General features: G+C 52.9%; 16 protein-coding genes and 1 tRNA gene. 7 read left to right on the top strand and 10 right to left on the bottom strand.

The features are described from left to right. Nucleotides 1–4: 4 nt before the first annotated feature. From BM485_06990 to BM485_06980, 3 genes are all read right to left on the bottom strand, one after another. Complete coding sequence (locus BM485_06990) at nucleotides 5–1,300, bottom strand: adenosylhomocysteinase (GenBank protein OKY75484.1); 1,296 nt, start codon at nucleotides 1,298–1,300, stop codon at nucleotides 5–7. After that, a complete protein-coding gene (locus tag BM485_06985) occupies nucleotides 1,300–2,475 on the bottom strand; it encodes a methionine adenosyltransferase (GenBank protein OKY75483.1) in 1,176 nt (391 codons plus the stop codon). Before BM485_06985 ends, BM485_06990 begins: the two co-directional genes overlap by 1 nt. A 94-nt stretch (nucleotides 2,476–2,569) precedes the next feature. Then, on the bottom strand, nucleotides 2,570–3,115 hold the full coding sequence (locus tag BM485_06980; protein ID OKY75482.1) for a hypothetical protein: 546 nt from the start codon (nucleotides 3,113–3,115) through the stop codon (nucleotides 2,570–2,572). A gap of 311 nt (nucleotides 3,116–3,426) precedes the next feature. Here BM485_06980 and BM485_06975 point away from each other — a divergent pair, with 311 nt between their 5' ends. Further along, complete coding sequence (locus BM485_06975) at nucleotides 3,427–3,783, top strand: hypothetical protein (GenBank protein ID OKY75481.1); 357 nt, start codon at nucleotides 3,427–3,429, stop codon at nucleotides 3,781–3,783. A gap of 379 nt (nucleotides 3,784–4,162) precedes the next feature. Here the strand turns inward: BM485_06975 and BM485_06970 are convergent. The 3 genes from BM485_06970 to BM485_06960 form a co-directional block, all read right to left on the bottom strand. Further along, a tRNA-Glu gene (locus BM485_06970) sits at nucleotides 4,163–4,237 on the bottom strand. A 74-nt stretch (nucleotides 4,238–4,311) separates the two neighbouring features. Further along, the gene (locus BM485_06965) at nucleotides 4,312–4,884 is read right to left on the bottom strand and encodes a flavodoxin (protein ID OKY75480.1); all 573 of its coding nucleotides are present in this window, start codon (nucleotides 4,882–4,884) and stop codon (nucleotides 4,312–4,314) included. Then, on the bottom strand, nucleotides 4,865–6,427 hold the full coding sequence (locus tag BM485_06960; protein ID OKY75479.1) for a 4-alpha-glucanotransferase: 1,563 nt from the start codon (nucleotides 6,425–6,427) through the stop codon (nucleotides 4,865–4,867). The genes BM485_06965 and BM485_06960 overlap by 20 nt, the downstream gene beginning before the upstream one ends. A gap of 266 nt (nucleotides 6,428–6,693) precedes the next feature. On the opposite strand from BM485_06960, the gene BM485_06955 reads away from it, so the two are divergent. Together BM485_06955 and BM485_06950 are read left to right on the top strand one after the other, a co-directional pair. Beyond that, complete coding sequence (locus BM485_06955) at nucleotides 6,694–8,013, top strand: RNA polymerase subunit sigma (GenBank protein ID OKY75478.1); 1,320 nt, start codon at nucleotides 6,694–6,696, stop codon at nucleotides 8,011–8,013. 53 nt (nucleotides 8,014–8,066) lie between these two features. Beyond that, a complete protein-coding gene (locus BM485_06950) occupies nucleotides 8,067–10,586 on the top strand; it encodes a DNA internalization-related competence protein ComEC/Rec2 (protein OKY75477.1) in 2,520 nt (839 codons plus the stop codon). Here BM485_06950 and BM485_06945 read toward each other — a convergent pair. Continuing rightward, complete coding sequence (locus tag BM485_06945) at nucleotides 10,544–11,626, bottom strand: type IV pili twitching motility protein PilT (GenBank protein OKY75476.1); 1,083 nt, start codon at nucleotides 11,624–11,626, stop codon at nucleotides 10,544–10,546. The two genes, BM485_06950 and BM485_06945, sit on opposite strands and share 43 nt — an antisense overlap. Nucleotides 11,627–11,952: 326 nt before the next feature. Here BM485_06945 and BM485_06940 point away from each other — a divergent pair, with 326 nt between their 5' ends. The 4 genes from BM485_06940 to BM485_06925 all read left to right on the top strand — a co-directional run bounded on the left by BM485_06940 (nucleotide 11,953) and on the right by BM485_06925 (nucleotide 15,148). Continuing rightward, nucleotides 11,953–12,849, top strand: a complete 897-nt coding sequence (locus BM485_06940) for a hypothetical protein (protein OKY75475.1) — start codon at nucleotides 11,953–11,955, stop codon at nucleotides 12,847–12,849. Nucleotides 12,850–12,900: 51 nt separating this feature from the next. Then, nucleotides 12,901–14,286 carry a DNA-binding response regulator gene (locus tag BM485_06935; GenBank protein OKY75474.1) on the top strand — a complete coding sequence of 462 codons (1,386 nt, stop codon included), beginning with the start codon at nucleotides 12,901–12,903 and terminating at the stop codon, nucleotides 14,284–14,286. 78 nt (nucleotides 14,287–14,364) lie between these two features. Then, a complete protein-coding gene (locus tag BM485_06930; GenBank protein OKY75473.1) occupies nucleotides 14,365–14,772 on the top strand; it encodes a hypothetical protein in 408 nt (135 codons plus the stop codon). Beyond that, nucleotides 14,765–15,148, top strand: coding sequence for a hypothetical protein (locus BM485_06925; GenBank protein OKY75472.1), 384 nt, complete (start codon nucleotides 14,765–14,767; stop codon nucleotides 15,146–15,148). Before BM485_06930 ends, BM485_06925 begins: the two co-directional genes overlap by 8 nt. Nucleotides 15,149–15,242: 94 nt before the next feature. Here the strand turns inward: BM485_06925 and BM485_06920 are convergent, their stop codons facing one another. From BM485_06920 to BM485_06910, 3 genes are all read right to left on the bottom strand, one after another. Then, nucleotides 15,243–16,067 (bottom strand): NAD(+) kinase, encoded by an 825-nt coding sequence (locus tag BM485_06920; GenBank protein ID OKY75471.1) that lies wholly within the window; start codon nucleotides 16,065–16,067, stop codon nucleotides 15,243–15,245. A 47-nt stretch (nucleotides 16,068–16,114) separates the two neighbouring features. Further along, a complete protein-coding gene (locus BM485_06915; GenBank protein OKY75470.1) occupies nucleotides 16,115–16,930 on the bottom strand; it encodes a pyrroline-5-carboxylate reductase in 816 nt (271 codons plus the stop codon). 253 nt (nucleotides 16,931–17,183) lie between these two features. Beyond that, nucleotides 17,184–18,170, bottom strand: coding sequence for a UDP-3-O-[3-hydroxymyristoyl] N-acetylglucosamine deacetylase (locus BM485_06910; GenBank protein OKY75469.1), 987 nt, complete (start codon nucleotides 18,168–18,170; stop codon nucleotides 17,184–17,186). Between the last annotated feature and the right edge of the window lie 10 nt (nucleotides 18,171–18,180).

Raw genomic sequence — 18,180 nt, 5'->3', positions numbered from 1 at the left:
GCCCTTAATAACGGTAATAGTCCGGCTTGTAGGGACCATCGACCGGAACACCGATATAGTCGGCCTGCTCCTTGGTGAGCGTGGAGAGATTGGCGCCGATCTTGCCGAGATGAAGCCGGGCAACCTTTTCATCCAGATGCTTGGGCAGAAAATACACCTTGCGCTCAAAGGCCGTGCTGTTCTGCCAGAGCTCGATCTGGGCCATGACCTGGTTGGTGAAGGAGTTGCTCATGACAAAGCTCGGATGGCCGGTGGCGCAGCCGAGATTGACCAGTCGGCCCTCGGCCAGGACGATGATTCTTTTGCCGTCCGGGAAGATGACGTGGTCAACCTGGGGCTTGATATTTTCCCAGGGCAGGTTGCGGATGGAGGCGATATCGATTTCACTGTCGAAATGGCCGATATTGCAGACAATGGCCTGATCCTTCATGACTTCCATGTGGGCGCGGCTGATAACCCGGACGTTGCCGGTGGCGGTGACGAAAATTTCGCCGGCCGGCGCGGCCTGCTCCATGGTGACAACCCGGTAGCCTTCCATGGAGGCCTGCAGGGCGCAGATGGGATCGATCTCGGTGACCAGCACCGTCGCGCCCATGCCGCGCAGGGCCTGGGCGCAGCCCTTGCCCACGTCGCCGTAGCCGCAGACAACCGCGGTCTTGCCGGCGACCATCACATCGGTGGCGCGCTTGATGCCGTCGATCAGTGATTCCCGGCAGCCGTAGAGATTGTCGAATTTGGATTTGGTTACTGAATCGTTGACATTAAAGGCCGGAGCCAGGAGCTTGCCCTTCTTCATCATTTCATACAGACGGTGCACGCCGGTGGTGGTTTCCTCGCTGATGCCCTTCACATCCTTCATCAGTTCCGGATATTTTTCATGCATGATCAGGGTGAGATCGCCGCCGTCATCGAGGATCATGTTGGGCCGCCAGCCGTCGGGTCCGAAAATGGTCTGATCAATGCACCACCAGAAATCCTCCTCGGTTTCGCCCTTCCAGGCGAAAACCGGAATTTTCGCGGCTGCCATGGCAGAGGCCGCGTGATCCTGGGTGGAAAAAATATTGCACGAAGACCAGCGCAGCTCGGCACCCAGTTCGACCAGTGTTTCCATCAGCACGGCGGTCTGGATGGTCATGTGCAGGCAGCCGGCGATGCGGGCACCCTTGAGCGGCTTTTTGCCGGCATATTCCCGGCGAACGGCCATCAAACCGGGCATTTCCGTCTCGGCAATGGCAACCTCTTTGCGGCCCCATGCAGCGAGACCGATATCAGCAACTTTATAATCGGTAAATTCAGTCATTATTTGTTTCCTTTCAGTCCGGCGGCATCACGCAAAATTTCCGCCTTATCGGTTTTTTCCCAGGTAAATTCGGCCCGTTCACGGCCGAAATGTCCATAAGCAGCGGTCTTTCGATAAATCGGCCGCAACAGATCAAGCTGCTGGATAATCGCCTTGGGCCGCAAGTCAAAATGTTCGAGGATCAATTCCCGGATTTTCTCGTTGCTGATCTTGCCGGTGCCGAATGTGTTGACATTAACCGACAGGGGCTTGGAGATACCGATGGCATAAGCCACCTGCACCTCAACTTCATCGGCAATCCCGGCGGCAACGATATTTTTCGCCACATAGCGGCCCATATAGGAAGAGGAACGGTCAACCTTGGACGGATCCTTGCCGGAAAAAGCACCGCCGCCGTGGGACCCCATGCCGCCATAAGTGTCGACGATGATCTTGCGGCCGGTAACGCCGCAGTCGCCAACCGGCCCGCCGATAACAAAACGGCCGGTGGGATTGATATAGAATTTGGTATTGCCGTCCATCATTTTTTCAGGGAGAACCGGCTTGATGATTTCTTCCATCACCGCTTCCTTCAGATCCCCGTAATCGATCATCGGATCATGCTGGGTGGAAAGAACCACCGCCTCAATTCTCTTGGGAATTCTGTCCTGGTACTCAATCGTCACCTGGCTTTTGGCGTCGGGGCGGAGCCAGGGAAGAAGCCCGGTCTTGCGCACCTCCGATTGCCGCTTCATCAGGCGGTGGGCATAGGTAATGGGCATGGGCATGAGCACTTTGGTTTCGGAGCTGGCATAGCCGAACATGAGGCCCTGATCGCCGGCACCCTGGTCAAGATCAAAACCCGATCCCTCATTGACGCCAAGGGCGATATCGGGAGACTGCTTGTCAATACTGGTCAGAACCGCGCAGGACTTGTAATCGAAACCCATTTCCGAGGAATTGTAGCCGATCTCCTGCACCATATTCCGCACCACCTGCGGCATATCCACCCAGGCGGTGGTGGTGATCTCTCCGGCAATAACGACCATACCGGTGGTCACCAGGGTCTCGCAGGCAACCCTGGCATGCTTGTCCTGATCCAGGATACCATCAAGAATGGCATCGGATATCTGATCGGCAACCTTATCCGGATGCCCTTCGGAGACTGACTCTGAAGTAAAAAGATAGTTTGACATTTTTCTCCCCTACAATCGGCAAAATGTTTAAAAATGAACTGAAAAAGAATTTAGCAAATTAACTGCTTCGGCAGCCATCCGCAAGCTTTTTCCCTCAAAGAGACACGCCTTCGCCATCGGGGTCCGCCGCTCCCTGCTCATTTTTGCGCCATTTCTCCGCTGCCTGCTCAGCCATTACCGTATCAATATACTGAACCGCGAGAATCGCTTTTTCCTTTCCTTCCACGCAGAGAATCGACAAGGCCTTGCCGCCTTGCAGATCAACGTACCGGACACCACTTTCACGTCGACCATCGCCCAGCGGGGTCGTTTCATCGATAACCTCCGCGTATTTTTTCCGAAGAAAAAAAGAAACGGCCGTGGACATTGCCGCACACTCATCCATCGTCTGAAAACTGTTCAAACCGGTTATGGAGAATACCAGACTGGTGTCCGGTGCGGCGTAAACCTGGACCTTCTTGACGGCACGCGCCTTCTCTTTTGCAACGACATCATGGGGGCCCATGCCCGGCCGCTTGACAATAATGTCCCGAGGGTTCAATTTTTGGCCGAGAAGATATCCATAGGCATCGGTGATTTCAGCACCATGACTGGTGCCGGCAAAAAGGGTCAAAAGAAACAGCAGAGAACAAATTTTCATGTTGAGAACCTGGATTTATTTGAGCGAGTAAAAAAAATTGAACGGCTTGAAATGTCAACGAAACACCCTAAAAAAAATATCTGGACAAGAGTAAAATTTCCGACCTGAAAAAGCCAGCTTAATTATTGCCGGATCATGAACTCATTGCCGAGAAATGGAGCAACGGAATGAGCGGCTATTGAGTTTTCAGCGGGAAGTTTCACCATTGCCCGTAACGAGAACAATTCTTATTATTTACTTAACGGCGGAGAAAATAAATTCTTCGCATCTCATGATAAAAATTGGGGTGGCGGGTGGGCAGGAGTGATACCATGAAGAAAATAGCCTACAAAAACACAAAGCTCTCAGTTGATGAAAAGGGTTTTTTGAAAAATCCGGCTGATTGGAATGAGGATGTTGCCCGAATTCTGGCAGAGCGCGAGGGGGTAATGAATTTTTCCGATGAAAAATTGGAACTTATCCATTTCATAAGGAATTATTATGCGACACATCATGTTTTTCCCATCCTGAACTATGTCTGCAAAAGTCTTCATCGGCAACGTGAATGTGTCAGCGACAACTTCGGCAACCCCATGGTAGCCTGGAAGATTGCAGGCTTGCCGGAGCCGTCGAATATCAGTTTTATCAACCTTGACGGCAAGCACTTCCACATGGACGAATGCTGTTGAAGTGGCCCGAGATTGGAATCCCCATGGAGGGGGGAGGTAAATGATATGATGAAAGCGAAACGAAAAAATACGAAGCACTCACAACAGAAGGCCGGCAAGTCACACCAAACATGTGTTTGCGATATGGAATGGCGTACCAACAGCGAAGGTGAGGAATGGTTTGACTGTGTGTGCACGCCCAAGGAGGAAAACGAACACAGAGAAAACAAGTGAAATGATCAAAAATATTTATTCGGCCGCGTGAGCCCTGACAAAGGGTGGAATGAGTAATGTCCGCCCTTTTCGATGTTTAACGACGCATGTGCCGGTAACTTAAAAACAGGCCACCTGAAAAAAAAAGCCATATCAACACAATTGGCTGATATGGCTGAAGCTCACTTGGTGACCCCAAGGGGAATCGAACCCCTGTTATCGGCGTGAGAGGCCGACGTCCTGACCGCTAGACGATGGGGCCTTGCAAAGATGGCCATTACCTAAACGAAAAAGAAATTCTTGTCAAGAATAATTCAAACACAAGTCCGTCAAATTTCAGGCAACAATCCTCCGGCCAAAATCTTCCGCCTCTTGTATCTTTTCAATCGCCTTGGCCATGTCCCCTCGCTTATCAACTCCTTTGACCAGCAATTCTCCGCCATAAGGTATTCCGACGGCATCATAAAAATATCTGGCAGTCAGGACGGCGCCGTCGAATATCTTCAAGCCTTTGGTTGCCGCCACCGAAACAAAATATCCCGCCCGGGTCGGATCTTCCCGCCATTCACCCTTTTTCTTCAGGAGATACTTCCTGCTCCACAGGGCCTGAGCCCTATCAACAAAAGCCTTGGCCTGGGCCGTGACCCCATAAAAATAGATGGGAGAGGCGAGAATAATGCGACGAGCCTGATCAATTTTTTCATACATCAGCCCCATATCATCCTTCACGACGCAAATCCCGGTTTTATCGCAGCCGCCGCAACTGAGACAGGGGCCAATGGAAAAATCAGCCAGGCGAACAATCTCCATCTCGCCGCCGGCAGACTCCACCCCCCTGGCCACCGCGGCCAACAGCACCTCGGTATTCCCCTTTTTCCGGGGCGAACCGTTAAAAGCCAGTACCTTCATCAAAATCCCCCTTCAGTTCATCACCCCGCCGACGTCCGTAGAAAACGGCCTCATCAGCCAGATAGCGGGCAAGATCGTTTGTCAAAAATCGGGACGCACATCGCCACGCCCAATTTCCCTCGCTCACGCTGGGGCGATTCATCCGGCAATCCGATCCAAACCCCAGGGCATCCTGCAAGGGCACAACGGCAAGATTGGCCACCGAGGAATAGGCCATGCGGATAAAATCCCGGTGAATCACTCCTCCGTCGCTGTTCGCATAGCGCCGCGCCCTGTCCTTGGCGACTGCGGAAACCGCGCCGTCGAAGTACCAGCCGACCGTGGTATCATTATCATGGGTTCCGGTATAGACAACACAGTTGGTTGTCGAATAGTTATGGGGAAGATAAATGTTGGCCTCATCGGGTTCAAAGGCAAACTGCAGGATCTTCATGCCGGGAAAACCAAGGCTGTCCCGCAGCTCCTCGACATCCGGGGTAATGACGCCCAGATCCTCGGCGATGATGACAAGATTTTTTATCGACTCTGCAACCTGATGAAAAAATTCGGCCCCCGGCCCCTTGATCCATTTTCCGTTAACCGCGGTCTTCTCTTCCTCGGGAATCCGCCAGTAGGAGGCAAACCCCCGGAAATGATCGATGCGAACCACATCAACCATCTTTCCGATGTGAGCAAACCGCTGACTCCACCACTGATAAAGACGCGGGTTCGGCTTTCCGCCCTGCTGCCAGAGATAAAGCGGATTTCCCCACCGCTGCCCCGTTGCGCTGAAATAATCCGGCGGCACCCCGGCGACATAGCGCGGCTTCATGGTTTTTGAGTCAAGATCAAAACATGCCTGATTGGCCCAGACATCGGCACTGTCATTGCCGACATAAATCGGGATATCGCCGATCAAACTGATTTTTTTTCTCGTGGCCGCCTGCCGCATCCGGCGCCACTGGGCAAAAAAAACAAACTGGACAAACTTGTGAAAGCGAATGGAATCGGCAAGCTCCCTTGCCGCGGCGGCAAGGCTTTTTTCTTCATGCCGGGCAAGGTCACGGGGCCACTCATACCATGGCCGTGATCCGAATTTTTCCCGCAGGCTCATAAACAGGGCATAATCATCAAGCCATGCCGCATGTTCCCGGGCAAATTCATCAAAGGCGTCATGATAAAGGGCAAGGGCATCAAAATACTGAAACGCCTTAAGCAACAGACGCCCCTTGAAATCGGAAACAGCCTGGAAATCAACCGCGTACTCGGAAAAAAAAGTGGACGCCGCCAGATCCTCTTTCAGCAGCAACCCTTTCTCCAGAAGAAAATTGGGGCTGATAAGCAAGGGGCTGCCGGCAAAGGCGGACAGGCTCATATAGGGTGAATGGCCGAACGCGCCACATCCCACCCCGGTGGGGAGAAACTGCCAGTACGATTGCCCGGCCTGTTCAAGAAAATCAAGAAAGACGCAGGCGGAATCAAGATCGCCTACCCCGTAAGGACCAGGTAGAGAGGTCACGTGCACGAGAATACCGCAGGATCGACGCTGTAACTTTTTTCTCACTTGCAAAAGCCTCTTTTTATCTGATAATGTTGTTTCACACACCATTCGTCTTGGAACAAACGCCCCTGCCAATTGCTCTCTTCTAAAGATGACAAATTATGAAATACCTTAACCGCAAAGTCAAGGCAGCTCTTTTTTTCTTTTTTCCTCTTGCAGCACTGATGAAAATTGTTTAAATTAGGTGGTTTTGGCGATCAGCCCTTCATTGTCTTATCAAACCTTATTTTGAATAGTACTTACCCTAACTATCCGAGAGACAACTATCTGTGCCTGCCGACATCAAAGACAGAATATTGAAAGCCGGGAAGGAAAAAGGCTGCATCAGCATTGATGTGCTGAACGACCTTATTCCTGAAGACAAAGACGCCAGCTATATAGATGAAATTTTTGCCTTTCTCGATCAAAACGAAATTGATGTCGCCACCAAGCCGGATCTGGGCAAAAACAAAGGCGACGACAAAGACTGGCACGAAGAGGATATTGAAGACGCCTTAAAAGAAGGAGGCAAGTCTTCCGACGCAAAGGATGAGCCCCAGGAGGTGGAGGAAACCACCACCACCTATCTGCGCGAGATGGGACGCTTTGACCTCCTCACCCCCGAGGAAGAAGAAAAATACAGCCGAATCATCCGCGAAGGCTTTGACGCTATCATCAAAACCATCCACAGTGACACCTCCGACGTTGACGAGATGAAACAGCTCGTTGATCGCATCGCCCTGTGGGAAAAACGGGACCCAACCTTAAAGCCCAAAAAACAGCATCTCAACTACATGTGTAAACGGGTGCAGGAGGCCGCCGGCATCCACCGCGATCTCGAACAGCTGCAACAGGCTGAAAATCGGATCAATCTGTATGCCCGCTCCATTGAAACGGCCAAGGACGCCATGATCAAGGCGAACCTGCGGCTGGTTGTCAGCATCGCCAAACGCTACATGCATCAAGGACTCAGCCTGGCCGACCTTATCCAGGAAGGCAATCTCGGCCTCATGCGCGCCGTCTTCCGCTTTGACTACAAAAAAGGCAACAAATTTTCCACGTACGCCAGCTGGTGGATCAGACAGGCGATCACCAGGGCCATTCTCGACAAGACCCGCACCATTCGCCTGCCCGTTCACTTTCTCGAACTGCGCAGTCAGTTCTTCAAGGCATTCTATTCGCTGCTCAAGGAATTGGGCCGTGAACCGACACCGGTCGAGATATCCGACAAAACCGGGTTGCCCATGGACAAGATTCTTGCCATACTCGAGGCATCCCGTGAACCGATATCACTTGAAACGCCGGTTGGCGACGACGACAGCACCCTGGGGGATTTCCTCGAAAACCAGGAGTCCATTTCCCCCTATGAGGCAGTCAAGAACTATGAGCTTTCCGATCGGGTAAAAACCATCCTGGCCACCTTGAGCCCCCGTGAGGAAAAGATCATCCGGCTTCGCTTCGGCATCGGCGAAGATGCGGAGTATACCCTTGAGGAAATCGGCAAACGATTTAATGTTTCCAGGGAACGCATCCGGCAGATCGAGAAAAAAGCGCTTAATCGCTTACGCCACTCCAGCCGACGGGACAAACTTAAATTCTTCCTTGACTAGGAAACGAACCGATGCTGCTCCGCAGGCGATCACCAACTCTTCTCACAGGAGCGGTGATCGCCTTTGCAACCGGCATCGGCTGCTCCGCCTTTTTCTCCGCCAGCCCCTCTTTTCTGTTGCCCATCGCATCTATTCTTGCCGTTGCCGTCTTTTTTTCCTGGTGGAAGGATCAACATGGGGCGCAGCAAGTGCTCCTTCTCCTCTTTCTGCTCACCTGCGGTTTCCTGCAGGGAGAAATTCACCGTGCGCCGCCTTCTTCGCCATCCAGCCTGTATCACCTCTTCCCGGTCGAGTCCGAAGCGACTCTTTACGGCACACTGATTGAGGCGCCAAGCGTTTCTCCCGACAAAACAAAACTGCTGATCCGGGCCGAGGGATTAATCTCGCCGGAAACCACTGACTGGAAAACGCAAGGGCAGGAGATTCTGCGCACGCCAAATCCATTATTTTATCGGCAAGCAAACGGTAAAATCGAGCTCAGCATGAAAGCCCCGCCGCCACCCGAGCTTGTGCCCGGCAAAAAAGTTTTGGCCAGGGCCCGTATCTCACGTCCGCAGCGCTACGGCACTCCGGGCAGTTTTGACTATCCCGCCTTTCTCGCGCAAAAATCAATCTACACAACAGGCTGGGTCAGCTCCCCGGCCCTGCTCCAAATAATCGATTCCCCGAGTAATTCGTCTTTGCCGCAGAAGCTGCGTTTTTTCCCGGAGCAGGTCCGCCATCGCGTCAACCGTTTTCTGGAGACCTCGCTGCCCCCGGCTCAAAGCAGCCTCTACCAGGCAATCCTGACAGGAGAGAGAGGTTCCATCACACCGGAGACCCTGGAAAATTTCAAGGCAACAGGGGCGGTGCATCTTCTCGCCATTTCCGGTCTCCACATGGGCCTTATCGCCCTTGGCCTCGGGTTTGTCATCAATTTTCTCCTTCGCCGATCGACATGGCTGCTGCTGCACACCTCGGTCTGGAAAATTGCCGCCCTGCTCACCTTTCCCCTGCTGTGCGGCTATGCGCTGATTGCCGGATTCCAGGTTCCGGTTGTGCGCGCCCTGATCATGACCAGCGTCTTTCTGGCGGCCGTTCTTGTTGACCGGCAATGGCATGTCCCCACCAACATAGCCATCGCCGCCCTGCTCATCCTCATTGCCTATCCGTCTTCCCTTTTCACCGTGTCATTCCAGCTCTCCTTTGCCGCCGTTATCTCCATGGCCGCTATTTTGCCGCAAATCGTCGACAAGCGACAAAATGACGAGGAAACGACGACATCACCAAAGCGCAGGAAAATTTTTCAGACACTGAAATTCGCGGTTTTGGCTTCCTGCGCGGCAACAGTCGGCACCCTGCCCCTGCTCCTGTACTATTTCAACCGCTTTTCCCCGCTTTCCGTCGTTTCCACCCTGCTGCTCGAACCACTTCTCTGCTTCTGGGCGTTGCCGCTGGGACTCATCAGCTTCCCCTTCATTTTTCTCGCCCCGGAATTGTCCCATCTGCTCCTGAAAACAGGCGGCCTCGGCATCCAGGCGGCTGATGCCGTCAGCGCGCGACTGGCCGACCTGCCTTTCGCATCCGTCTGGATGTCGACGCCGACACTGACGGAAATATTTATTTACTACCTGCTGCTCGGCAGCCTGCTGTTTCTGAAAAAAAGCAAGGTGGCGCGCATCATTTGCGCGTTCTGCATCGTGCTGCTGGTCGCTATCCCCGTTTCCCATCACGCCCGCAGCCGGCAGAGTTCGACGGTGAGCGCGGCAATCCTCGACGTGGGTCAGGGAAATGCCGTGGTTGTCGGACTTCCAGGCAAGGGCCACGTCCTCATCGATGGCGGCGGCGCCTTTTCCGACCGTTTCGATGCCGGGGAAAACATTATTGCACCCTACCTCTGGAAGAAAAGAATCACCCGCCTGGAAGGAATCGTCATCAGCCATCCGGATGGGGATCATTACAACGGACTCTTCTTCATCCTGGAACGATTCAGGCCGCGCACCCTTTGGATAAACGGCGCAAAAGCCGACGGGACACGCTACGCCGAACTGCTGACGCTTGCCCGGCGGCTGGGGACCACGCTGCATATCCCCGGCGAAAACGAAACCCTGCTGCAAACCACGGAAGCACGGCTGGTCAACATCGCTGATTACCACCGCAGCAAAGACATTTTTACCGATAACGGCAAGAGCCTGGTGATACGGTTCGACAGCCGGGGCCGGCAGTTTCTTTTCAGCGGAGATATTGATCAGGATACGGAAAAAAGATTGGTGAAGGAGAAAAAAGCGATACGCGCCGACGTGCTTTTGCTTGCCCACCACGGCAGCAACACGTCCAGCAGTGAGGAATTTCTTGCCGCGGTATCTCCCGCTTACGGAGTCATCTCAGCCGGCAAACACAAGAAGGGAAAATTCCCCGCCGTCGAAGTCGAGGAACGGTGCGCGAAAGCGGGGTTCACCAGCTACATTACCGCGGTTGACGGGACAATCACCTTTTCCGTGAGAAAAGGGGAAATTGCAGTAACCACCTTTGCGGCCGGCACAAAGGAAAATCACACATCGGTAAAATCGGTGGGCGGCTTGCTCAGAAACTGAACAAACTTACCCTTGTCAATGCAGTTTGAATAAGCTGCGTCCGGGGATATCCAGCCATTGGTAAGGTGCTCCAGAATGGCATCGTCAAGGGTTTGCATGCCGTAGCGCTTGCCGGTCTGCATGGCCGATGGAATCTGATAGGTCTTTCCTTCACGGATGAGGTTGCGCACGGCCGGTGTGCAAATAAGAATTTCCAGGGCAGCGCACCTGCCCTTGACATCGATCCGCTTGAAAAGGGTTTGCGAAACCACCGCCTTCAGGGCGTCCGCCAGGGTGGAGCGAACCTGGGCCTGCTGGCTGGAGGGGAAAATCTCAATGACCCTGTCCACGGTTTTCGCCGCATTCAGGGTATGCAGGGTGCCGAAAACAAGATGACCGGTCATGGCCGCCTCCATGGCCAGGGCAATGGTTTCAAGATCGCGCATCTCGCCCACAAGGATGATATCAGGGTCTTCACGCAGCGCCCCGCGCAGGGCGGCGGAAAAGCTCTGGGTGTGCAGGCCGACCTCCCGATGATTGACAACGCATTTCTTGCTTTTGTGAACAAACTCGATGGGATCTTCAATGGTCAGAATATGGTCGCTGCGCGAGCTGTTGACTTCATCGACAATGGCGGCAAGGGTTGTTGACTTGCCGCTGCCTGTCGGCCCGGTAACAAGTACCATCCCCTTGGGCAGGTAAGCAAGTTTCTTGATCACCCCGGGCAGCTTCAACTGGTCACAACTGAGGATTTCACTGGGAATTTCCCGGAAGACGGCGCCGATACCATACTTCTGCTGGAACAAATTACCGCGGTACCTGGCTAAACCGGGAATTTCATAGCCGAAATCGACATCCCCGGTTTCCTCAAAGTGCTTCGCCTTGTCCTCACTGACAATTTCATACAACATGGCCTTCAACGTGTCATTATCAAGAACCTTGTACTTGACCCGCTCCATATCACCCCGTATGCGAAGCACGGGCTGCTGGCCGGCAACCAGATGCAGGTCCGAGGCCCCCTGGTCGTTCATCAGCTTAAAAAAGGCATCAATCTGTGCCATGATTCCCCCTTACGGTAAAACCTGAAAAATATCCTGCAAATCTCTTGCGAAACAAAAACAATGGTGCCGTGGTATCATCCGCCGGAAAGACCTCTCCGGAATCCACATACAGTGATTATCTTAACAAGAGGAAGATCTATTATTCAAACAAATAATGATGAACCCGTAAAACTCCTTTCATGACAAAACAGAGGGCATGCGGATCAGGCCGATGACAGGCAAGCGACCATCGGCAGACGCTGGAACAAATGCGGCCCTGCAGGATAGTTACAGATTTTCAACCTAATCTTCTTGCAGAGCTCCCCTGATGCGGATAAAATTCATAAATGAAATATATCGATCTGCATCTTCATTCGACCTGTTCCGATGGAACCATGACCCCGGAAGAACTGGTTGAGGAAGCCCGGCGGCTCGGCATCTCGGCAATCTCCATTACCGATCACGACACCATCGAGGGAACGGCCGAGGCCATGGAGGCCGGGAAAAAGAACGGCATTGAAGTCGTCTCGGGAGTCGAAATCAGTGCGTATCTCGATGAAACCCCCCTGCATATCCTGGGCTACGGTTTTCATCATTGCTCCACCGCCCTCCTCAAAAACCTGAAAAAGGTGCAGCAGGCCAGGGAGGAACGAAATGAGGAAATTCTTGCGAACCTGAATGGTCTCGGCATCATGGTCAACCGGGAAGAGCTCAAAAAATACTCCGCAACCGGGCAAACGGGAAGGCCGCACATCGCCACCCTCCTCATGGAAAGAAAAATAGTCAAAACCATGGACGAAGCCTTTGCCCGCTACCTGCGCAGAGGCGCCCCGGCCTATGCGGAAAGAGCAAGACTCCAGGCCGCGGATGCCATTGACATGATCAGCGCCGCGGGCGGCATTGCCGTCGTGGCGCACCCGTTTACCATAGACAGAACCATGCCCGTACTTGCCGACGTGCTGAAGCGACTGCACAAGCTCGGCATTAAAGGAGCCGAGGCCTTTTATCCGATTTACTCCGTTGCGGACCGGCGCAAGCTCTGTGATCTCTGCAACGAAATCGGGCTGCTCATCACCGGCGGCAGTGATTTTCACGGCTCCATCCGAAACGGCACCCGACTCGGCGGCAACAACAAAAAACAGCGGGTGCCTTACGAGCTCTTTGAAAAAATGCAAAAACGGCTGCATGACATCACCGTGCTTGACCAAAAACCTATGCCGGACATAGTCCTGCAAAGACCATGAGCACATTTATCAAAGATTTTTTTCCATGCAAAAAAAACATGAGCAAATATAATGCACACTATCCTGGTAGTTGATGATGAACCGAACTATCTGATCATCCTTGCCGAGTTGTTACGGGACGAAGGCTTTGAAGTCCTCACCGCCGAAAACGGCAAAAATGCCCTGGATGTGGTGAGAACTTCCGATCTTGACCTGATCATCACCGATATGCAGATGCCGGTAATGGGCGGCATGGAGCTGCTTAACAGGGTAAAACAACACAACCCGGATCTTCCCGTTATCATGCTGACGGCATACGGTGAAGTTGAAAAGGCGGTTACCGCCATGCGCGACGGTGCGTTCAACTATCTGACCAAACCGTTCAAAAACACGGAACTGATCGCCAATATAAAAAAGGCAATCGATCACTATTCACTATTGCGGGAAAACATCCGCCTGCGAACCGAGGTCCGGGAGCGTTACAGTTTTTCCGAGATGATCGGCAAGAACAAACAAATGCAGCAGCTCTACTCTTTGATCGAGAAGATAGCACCCACTCCGGCATCGGTTCTTATCACAGGAGAATCGGGCACGGGAAAGGAACTGGTGGCCCGGGCGATCCACAACAACAGCCCTCGGCAAAAACAGCCCTTTATTTCAATCAATTGCGCCGCCCTGCCCGAATCCCTGCTTGAAAGCGAACTTTTCGGCCATGAAAAAGGCGCTTTCACCGGCGCCATCGCCCTCAGGAAAGGCCGTTTCGAACTGGCGGACCAAGGAACCCTTTTTCTTGACGAGATCGGAGAAATGGCCCTGTCCCTGCAGGCCAAACTGCTCCGCATTCTGCAGGAAAAAACCTTTCAACGGGTGGGTGGCGCCGAAGAGCAGAAGGTTGATGTACGCATCGTCGCAGCCACCAACAAAGACCTCAAACAGGAGGTCGAGGAGGGACGCTTCAGGGAAGACCTCTATTATCGGCTCAATGTGCTCCACCTGCACCTTCCGCCGCTCCGGGAGAGGTCGGACGACATCCCTCTGCTTGTTCACCATTTCATCAACAAATTTACCAGACAGCTCAACAAGCCGGAACTCAAAATTACGCCCGCGGCCCTCCGTTTCCTCACAACCCTCCCCTGGGAGGGAAATATCCGGGAGCTTGAAAACACAATTGAACGGGCCAGTATTCTTTGCACAAACAATGTGATAAATCCGGATGACGTCCTGCCGGACAGTGAAATGAAAAAACCACCCGTTGCGGCGGTGTCGTCTTTTGTCCCGGATGACATCGGCACGGACGGCACGCCGTTACCGCAGCTGCTTGACGCCATTGAAGAAAAAGTATTACGCAATGCGCTGGGCAAATCCGGTTTCATCCAGACACAGGCAGCCAAAGAGCTTGGAATCACCAAAAGCCTGCTGCAGTATAAAATGAAAAAATTCAACATCAAAAAAAGGTAGCAACCTTTCCAGATAATTGAAAATTTGCTTTACAAACCGTAGCATATCTGCACACAATAGAAAGAAAGGAGTTTACCCGTGTCGACCAGCGATATTTTTTACATGACAGCCTCGGTGGCTATGGTGATCATCGTTGTCCTGCTGATCCCGGCCCTTAACCAGATCAAGCGGACAACCAGAAAGGCGGAAGAAACACTTGACGCCATCAACAGAGAACTCGAGCCTTTGCTGGCAAAAGCAACGGAAACGAGTTCCGAACTGCAGATCCTCACCCTTTCCCTGAACGACAAAATCGAAAGGACGGACAACATCATTGAAACCCTGCAACAGACGGGAAATACTCTGCTCTCCACGGCAATCCTGGTCAAGAAGACGATCAATCCCCTTGTTGCCCAGGTCGGCGGGATCAGCGCCGGTGTTGCAGCCTTTACCAGTTTTTTTAAAAAAAATGAAACCCCACTCGACAGGAGGTATTTTGATGAATAGAGACGATTCATGTAATTCAACCGTGGCGCTTGTGTCTTTTTTGGCCGGAACCGTTATCGGCGCGGGCATCGCCCTGCTTGTTGCCCCGAAAACAGGCGCGGAAACCAGGCAGATCATCAAGGATTACGGCAATGACCTGGCGGAAAAATCAGGAAAAATACCCGAGCACCTGAAAGGCAGCGCCGAACATGTCATTGACCGGGGAAAGGATATGATCGAACAGGGCAAGAAACTGATCAACCGGGGCACGGAAATGATCAGTCACGGCAAGGAGTACCTTGACGACAAGAAGCAGGCGTTAAGCGCCGCCATTGAGGCGGGGAAAGAAGCCATGGAACAGGAAAAAGAAAAACTTTCCACCTCCTTTGACGAATAATGATGTCTGCTTAAAAATCATCCGCCGTCAAAAAACTCACAGAGCCCGGGTCAGCATGGGAGCCCCGGCTTCTGTGAGTCACCGGCAAACAGCCTCACACCCCGTCTGTCACCCCGCCCCAGTTCAACTTACAGCGCAGGATATCAAAATAACCCTTCTGGGGTGAACAGATCAGCCGCAATGGATTTTCCGAGGTGGCGATATCAAGATTGTCCGTTTCGCGCATGTCCCAGGCAAGCTGACCGTCGACAATCACCTTGACGTCGGCGACGGATCCTGCCAGCCTCGTGCACAAACGGACCGATGCCGGCAGGAGCACGGGGCGGCTCTCCAGCATAAAGGGACAGATCGGCGTTACCATGATGGAGGCAAGCGCCGGATGAACAATAGGCCCTCCGGCGGACAGGTTATAGGCCGTGGAGCCGGTGGGGGTGGAAAAAATAAGTCCATCCGCTTTGTAGGTGTTGAGGTATTCGCTGTCCACCCAGGTGCAGAGACGGACAAGCCGGTCGATATTGCCCTTGCTGATGACAACATCATTCAAGGCATAACGCCAGGGGCTGGTCGAAGTATTGGTCCGCAGCCTGGTTTTCAGCATGGTCCGGTCTTCGATCACGGCGGATCCGGCCAAAATGGAATCAAGGGCCTGGAACTTTTCATTTTCCGCGACTTCCGTCAAAAAACCCAGATTGCCGAGATTGACGCCGACCACTGGAACCCGGCACTGACTCGCTTCCTCGGCCACGTGCAGCAGGGTGCCGTCACCGCCGAGGATAATCAGAATATCGAGCTCCGGAACAATGGTATCGATAAGGGTTTCGATGGATTTGCGCGCAAACCAGGCGACCAGATCATTGCCGACATCCCGGGCTCTTGCCGAATCCTTTTTCAGGATAATACCGACCCTTTTACAGTGCATGAGTTTTTTGCTCCTGCCGGTCCATCGCGTTTCTTGACCGGACGTGGTCAGACAAGTTTTCCGAGTTCTTCCGATCGCTTTGTCGCCGCCTCAACGGCGTTCATGATCCCGGCCTTGAATCCCGCCTTCTCCAGTTCGTGAAGTCCGGCAATGGTTGTTCCTCCCGGCGAGGTCACCATTGCCTTTAATTCGGCCGGATGCTTCCCTGTTTCGAGAGCCAGTCGCACCGAACCGAGAATTGTCTGCAATACCAGGATTTCAGCATCATGACGGTTGAGGCCGACCTTGATCGCGCCGTCAACCAAGGCATCAATGAATTGAAAAACATAGGCCGGCCCGCTGCCGCTTAAACCTGTAACTGCGTCAAGGTAACTCTCCGGCAACACAACACTTTTGCCGATGGCGGAAAAAATCCGTTCCGCGGTTTCCATGTCCTGCTTTCCGGTATTTGTTCCACCGCTCAGCGCCGATGCACCCTCCAGCACCAAAGCCGGGGTGTTCGGCATAACGCGGATGACACGACAGCCGTCTCCCAGCCGTTTTTCCATAAAGGCAATGGGAATCCCCGCGGCGATGGAGATAACAAGATGGCGGGAATCAAGCCAGGATCTGCATCCGTCAAGAAGCACGCCCATGATCTGCGGTTTCACCGCCAGGATGACAATTGCACAGTCCGCCAGATCCCCATGGGACTTTGCCGTTCGGATATGATACTCTTTTTCCAGCAGATTCCGCCGTCCTTCATCCGGATCGACGGCAACAATATCGGCACTGTCCGCCAGACCAGCTTTCAGTATGCCCCTGATCAGGGCCTCGGCCATGCGGCCGCCACCGAGAAATCCCACTTTACCTTGTAGCTGCATTCTTTTAACCCTGCTTTTTGCGCGATGATTATTACGAAAATGTCGTCTCATTGGGACAAGTCCCAATAAATTCAGTTTGATCGACAATTTTTTTTACGATCCGTAGTCTTTAGTCTTTTTTGCAAACCATTTCAACATCCTTTTGCACCATGAAGATACGCGGTGCGTCGGCGCATTGTCCCCGCAAAAAAAAACGAGGCATACATTGCTGTACGCCTCGCCTGAAAACACAACCAAAATCGGAAAAATAAAATCAAAAGGGAACAGGCACCCCACCGGCTGAAGACATAACCCGGGGCGGAACAAGATACGGCAGAATTTTGTTGCCGGCCGCCATGGTGGACATCACCACCTTCTCGAGAACATTTTCATCACCAGTGCCGGCGATCTTGACCAGTTGCCAGCATTCAGGGTGATCAACGATTTCTTTCATAAGTTCAAGATGCTGGGCATGACCGGACTTGACCGCCTTGACATGGCCGAGAATCGGAAAACCGAGAAGGGCCAGATCGCCGATCAGATCAAGAATCTTGTGACGGACAAACTCATCGGAAAAACGCAGCCCACCCGTGTTGAGGATCTCGTTGCGATCAATAACAATGGCGTTTTCGAGTGAGCCGCCAAGGGCCTTGCCGTTGCTGCGCAGGTATTCGACCTCATGAAGAAAACCGAAGGTGCGGGCGGAGGCCACCTCCTTGACAAAGGTGGAACTGTCGACCGTAACGGAAAAGGTCTGCTTCCGGATCAGGTGATGATCAAAATCGATCTCGCCGCTCACCTTGAAACCATTACAGGGTTCAATGCGCAGGGCGGATTCGCCGTTACGGATCTCTAACGGTTTGGTGATCTTCAGCATGAGCCTTTTCGACTTCTGTCGCTGGCGACCGGTTCGTTGCAGGACATGGACAAACGGTGAAGCACTGCCGTCCATGATCGGCACTTCGTCGTTATCAAGTTCGACAATCGCGTTGTCAATTCCGACTCCGGAAAGAGCGGCGAGTAGATGTTCCGTGGTGGACACCTCAGCGCCGTCCTTTGCCAGGGTTGTGGCGAGCACGGTATTACTGACACGGCTGAGAATTGCCGGGATAACAACTTTTTCCGCAAGATCGGTACGGACAAAACGTATTCCCGTATTTGCTTCAGCCGGTTTGACGACGAGCTTGACGGTTTTCCCGGAATGAAGCCCGATTCCCGCAAAACTGACTGATTTCTTAATTGTATGCTGCCATTTATCCATTACCGACGTA

The sequence above is a fragment of the Desulfobulbaceae bacterium DB1 genome, from assembly GCA_001914235.1.
In the GTDB taxonomy this organism is placed as follows: Bacteria; Desulfobacterota; Desulfobulbia; order Desulfobulbales; family SURF-16; genus DB1.
The sequence above is the reverse complement of the archived record's forward strand: the minus strand, read 5'-3'. Positions and strand labels throughout refer to the sequence as shown.

Bases quoted from the DNA above. Each gene is read 5' to 3' on its own strand.
- BM485_06965 (OKY75480.1), bottom strand. From the start codon at position 4,884: ATGAAGGTACTGGCTTTTAACGGTTCGCCCCGGAAAAAGGGGAATACC.
- BM485_06980 (OKY75482.1), bottom strand. From the start codon at position 3,115: ATGAAAATTTGTTCTCTGCTGTTTCTTTTGACCCTTTTTGCCGGCACC.
- BM485_06985 (OKY75483.1), bottom strand. From the start codon at position 2,475: ATGTCAAACTATCTTTTTACTTCAGAGTCAGTCTCCGAAGGGCATCCG.
- BM485_06990 (OKY75484.1), bottom strand. From the start codon at position 1,300: ATGACTGAATTTACCGATTATAAAGTTGCTGATATCGGTCTCGCTGCA.
- BM485_06920 (OKY75471.1), bottom strand. From the start codon at position 16,067: ATGCACTGTAAAAGGGTCGGTATTATCCTGAAAAAGGATTCGGCAAGA.
- BM485_06935 (OKY75474.1), top strand. From the start codon at position 12,901: ATGCACACTATCCTGGTAGTTGATGATGAACCGAACTATCTGATCATC.
- BM485_06910 (OKY75469.1), bottom strand. From the start codon at position 18,170: ATGGATAAATGGCAGCATACAATTAAGAAATCAGTCAGTTTTGCGGGA.
- BM485_06915 (OKY75470.1), bottom strand. From the start codon at position 16,930: ATGCAGCTACAAGGTAAAGTGGGATTTCTCGGTGGCGGCCGCATGGCC.
- BM485_06940 (OKY75475.1), top strand. From the start codon at position 11,953: ATGAAATATATCGATCTGCATCTTCATTCGACCTGTTCCGATGGAACC.
- BM485_06945 (OKY75476.1), bottom strand. From the start codon at position 11,626: ATGGCACAGATTGATGCCTTTTTTAAGCTGATGAACGACCAGGGGGCC.
- BM485_06925 (OKY75472.1), top strand. From the start codon at position 14,765: ATGAATAGAGACGATTCATGTAATTCAACCGTGGCGCTTGTGTCTTTT.
- BM485_06975 (OKY75481.1), top strand. From the start codon at position 3,427: ATGAAGAAAATAGCCTACAAAAACACAAAGCTCTCAGTTGATGAAAAG.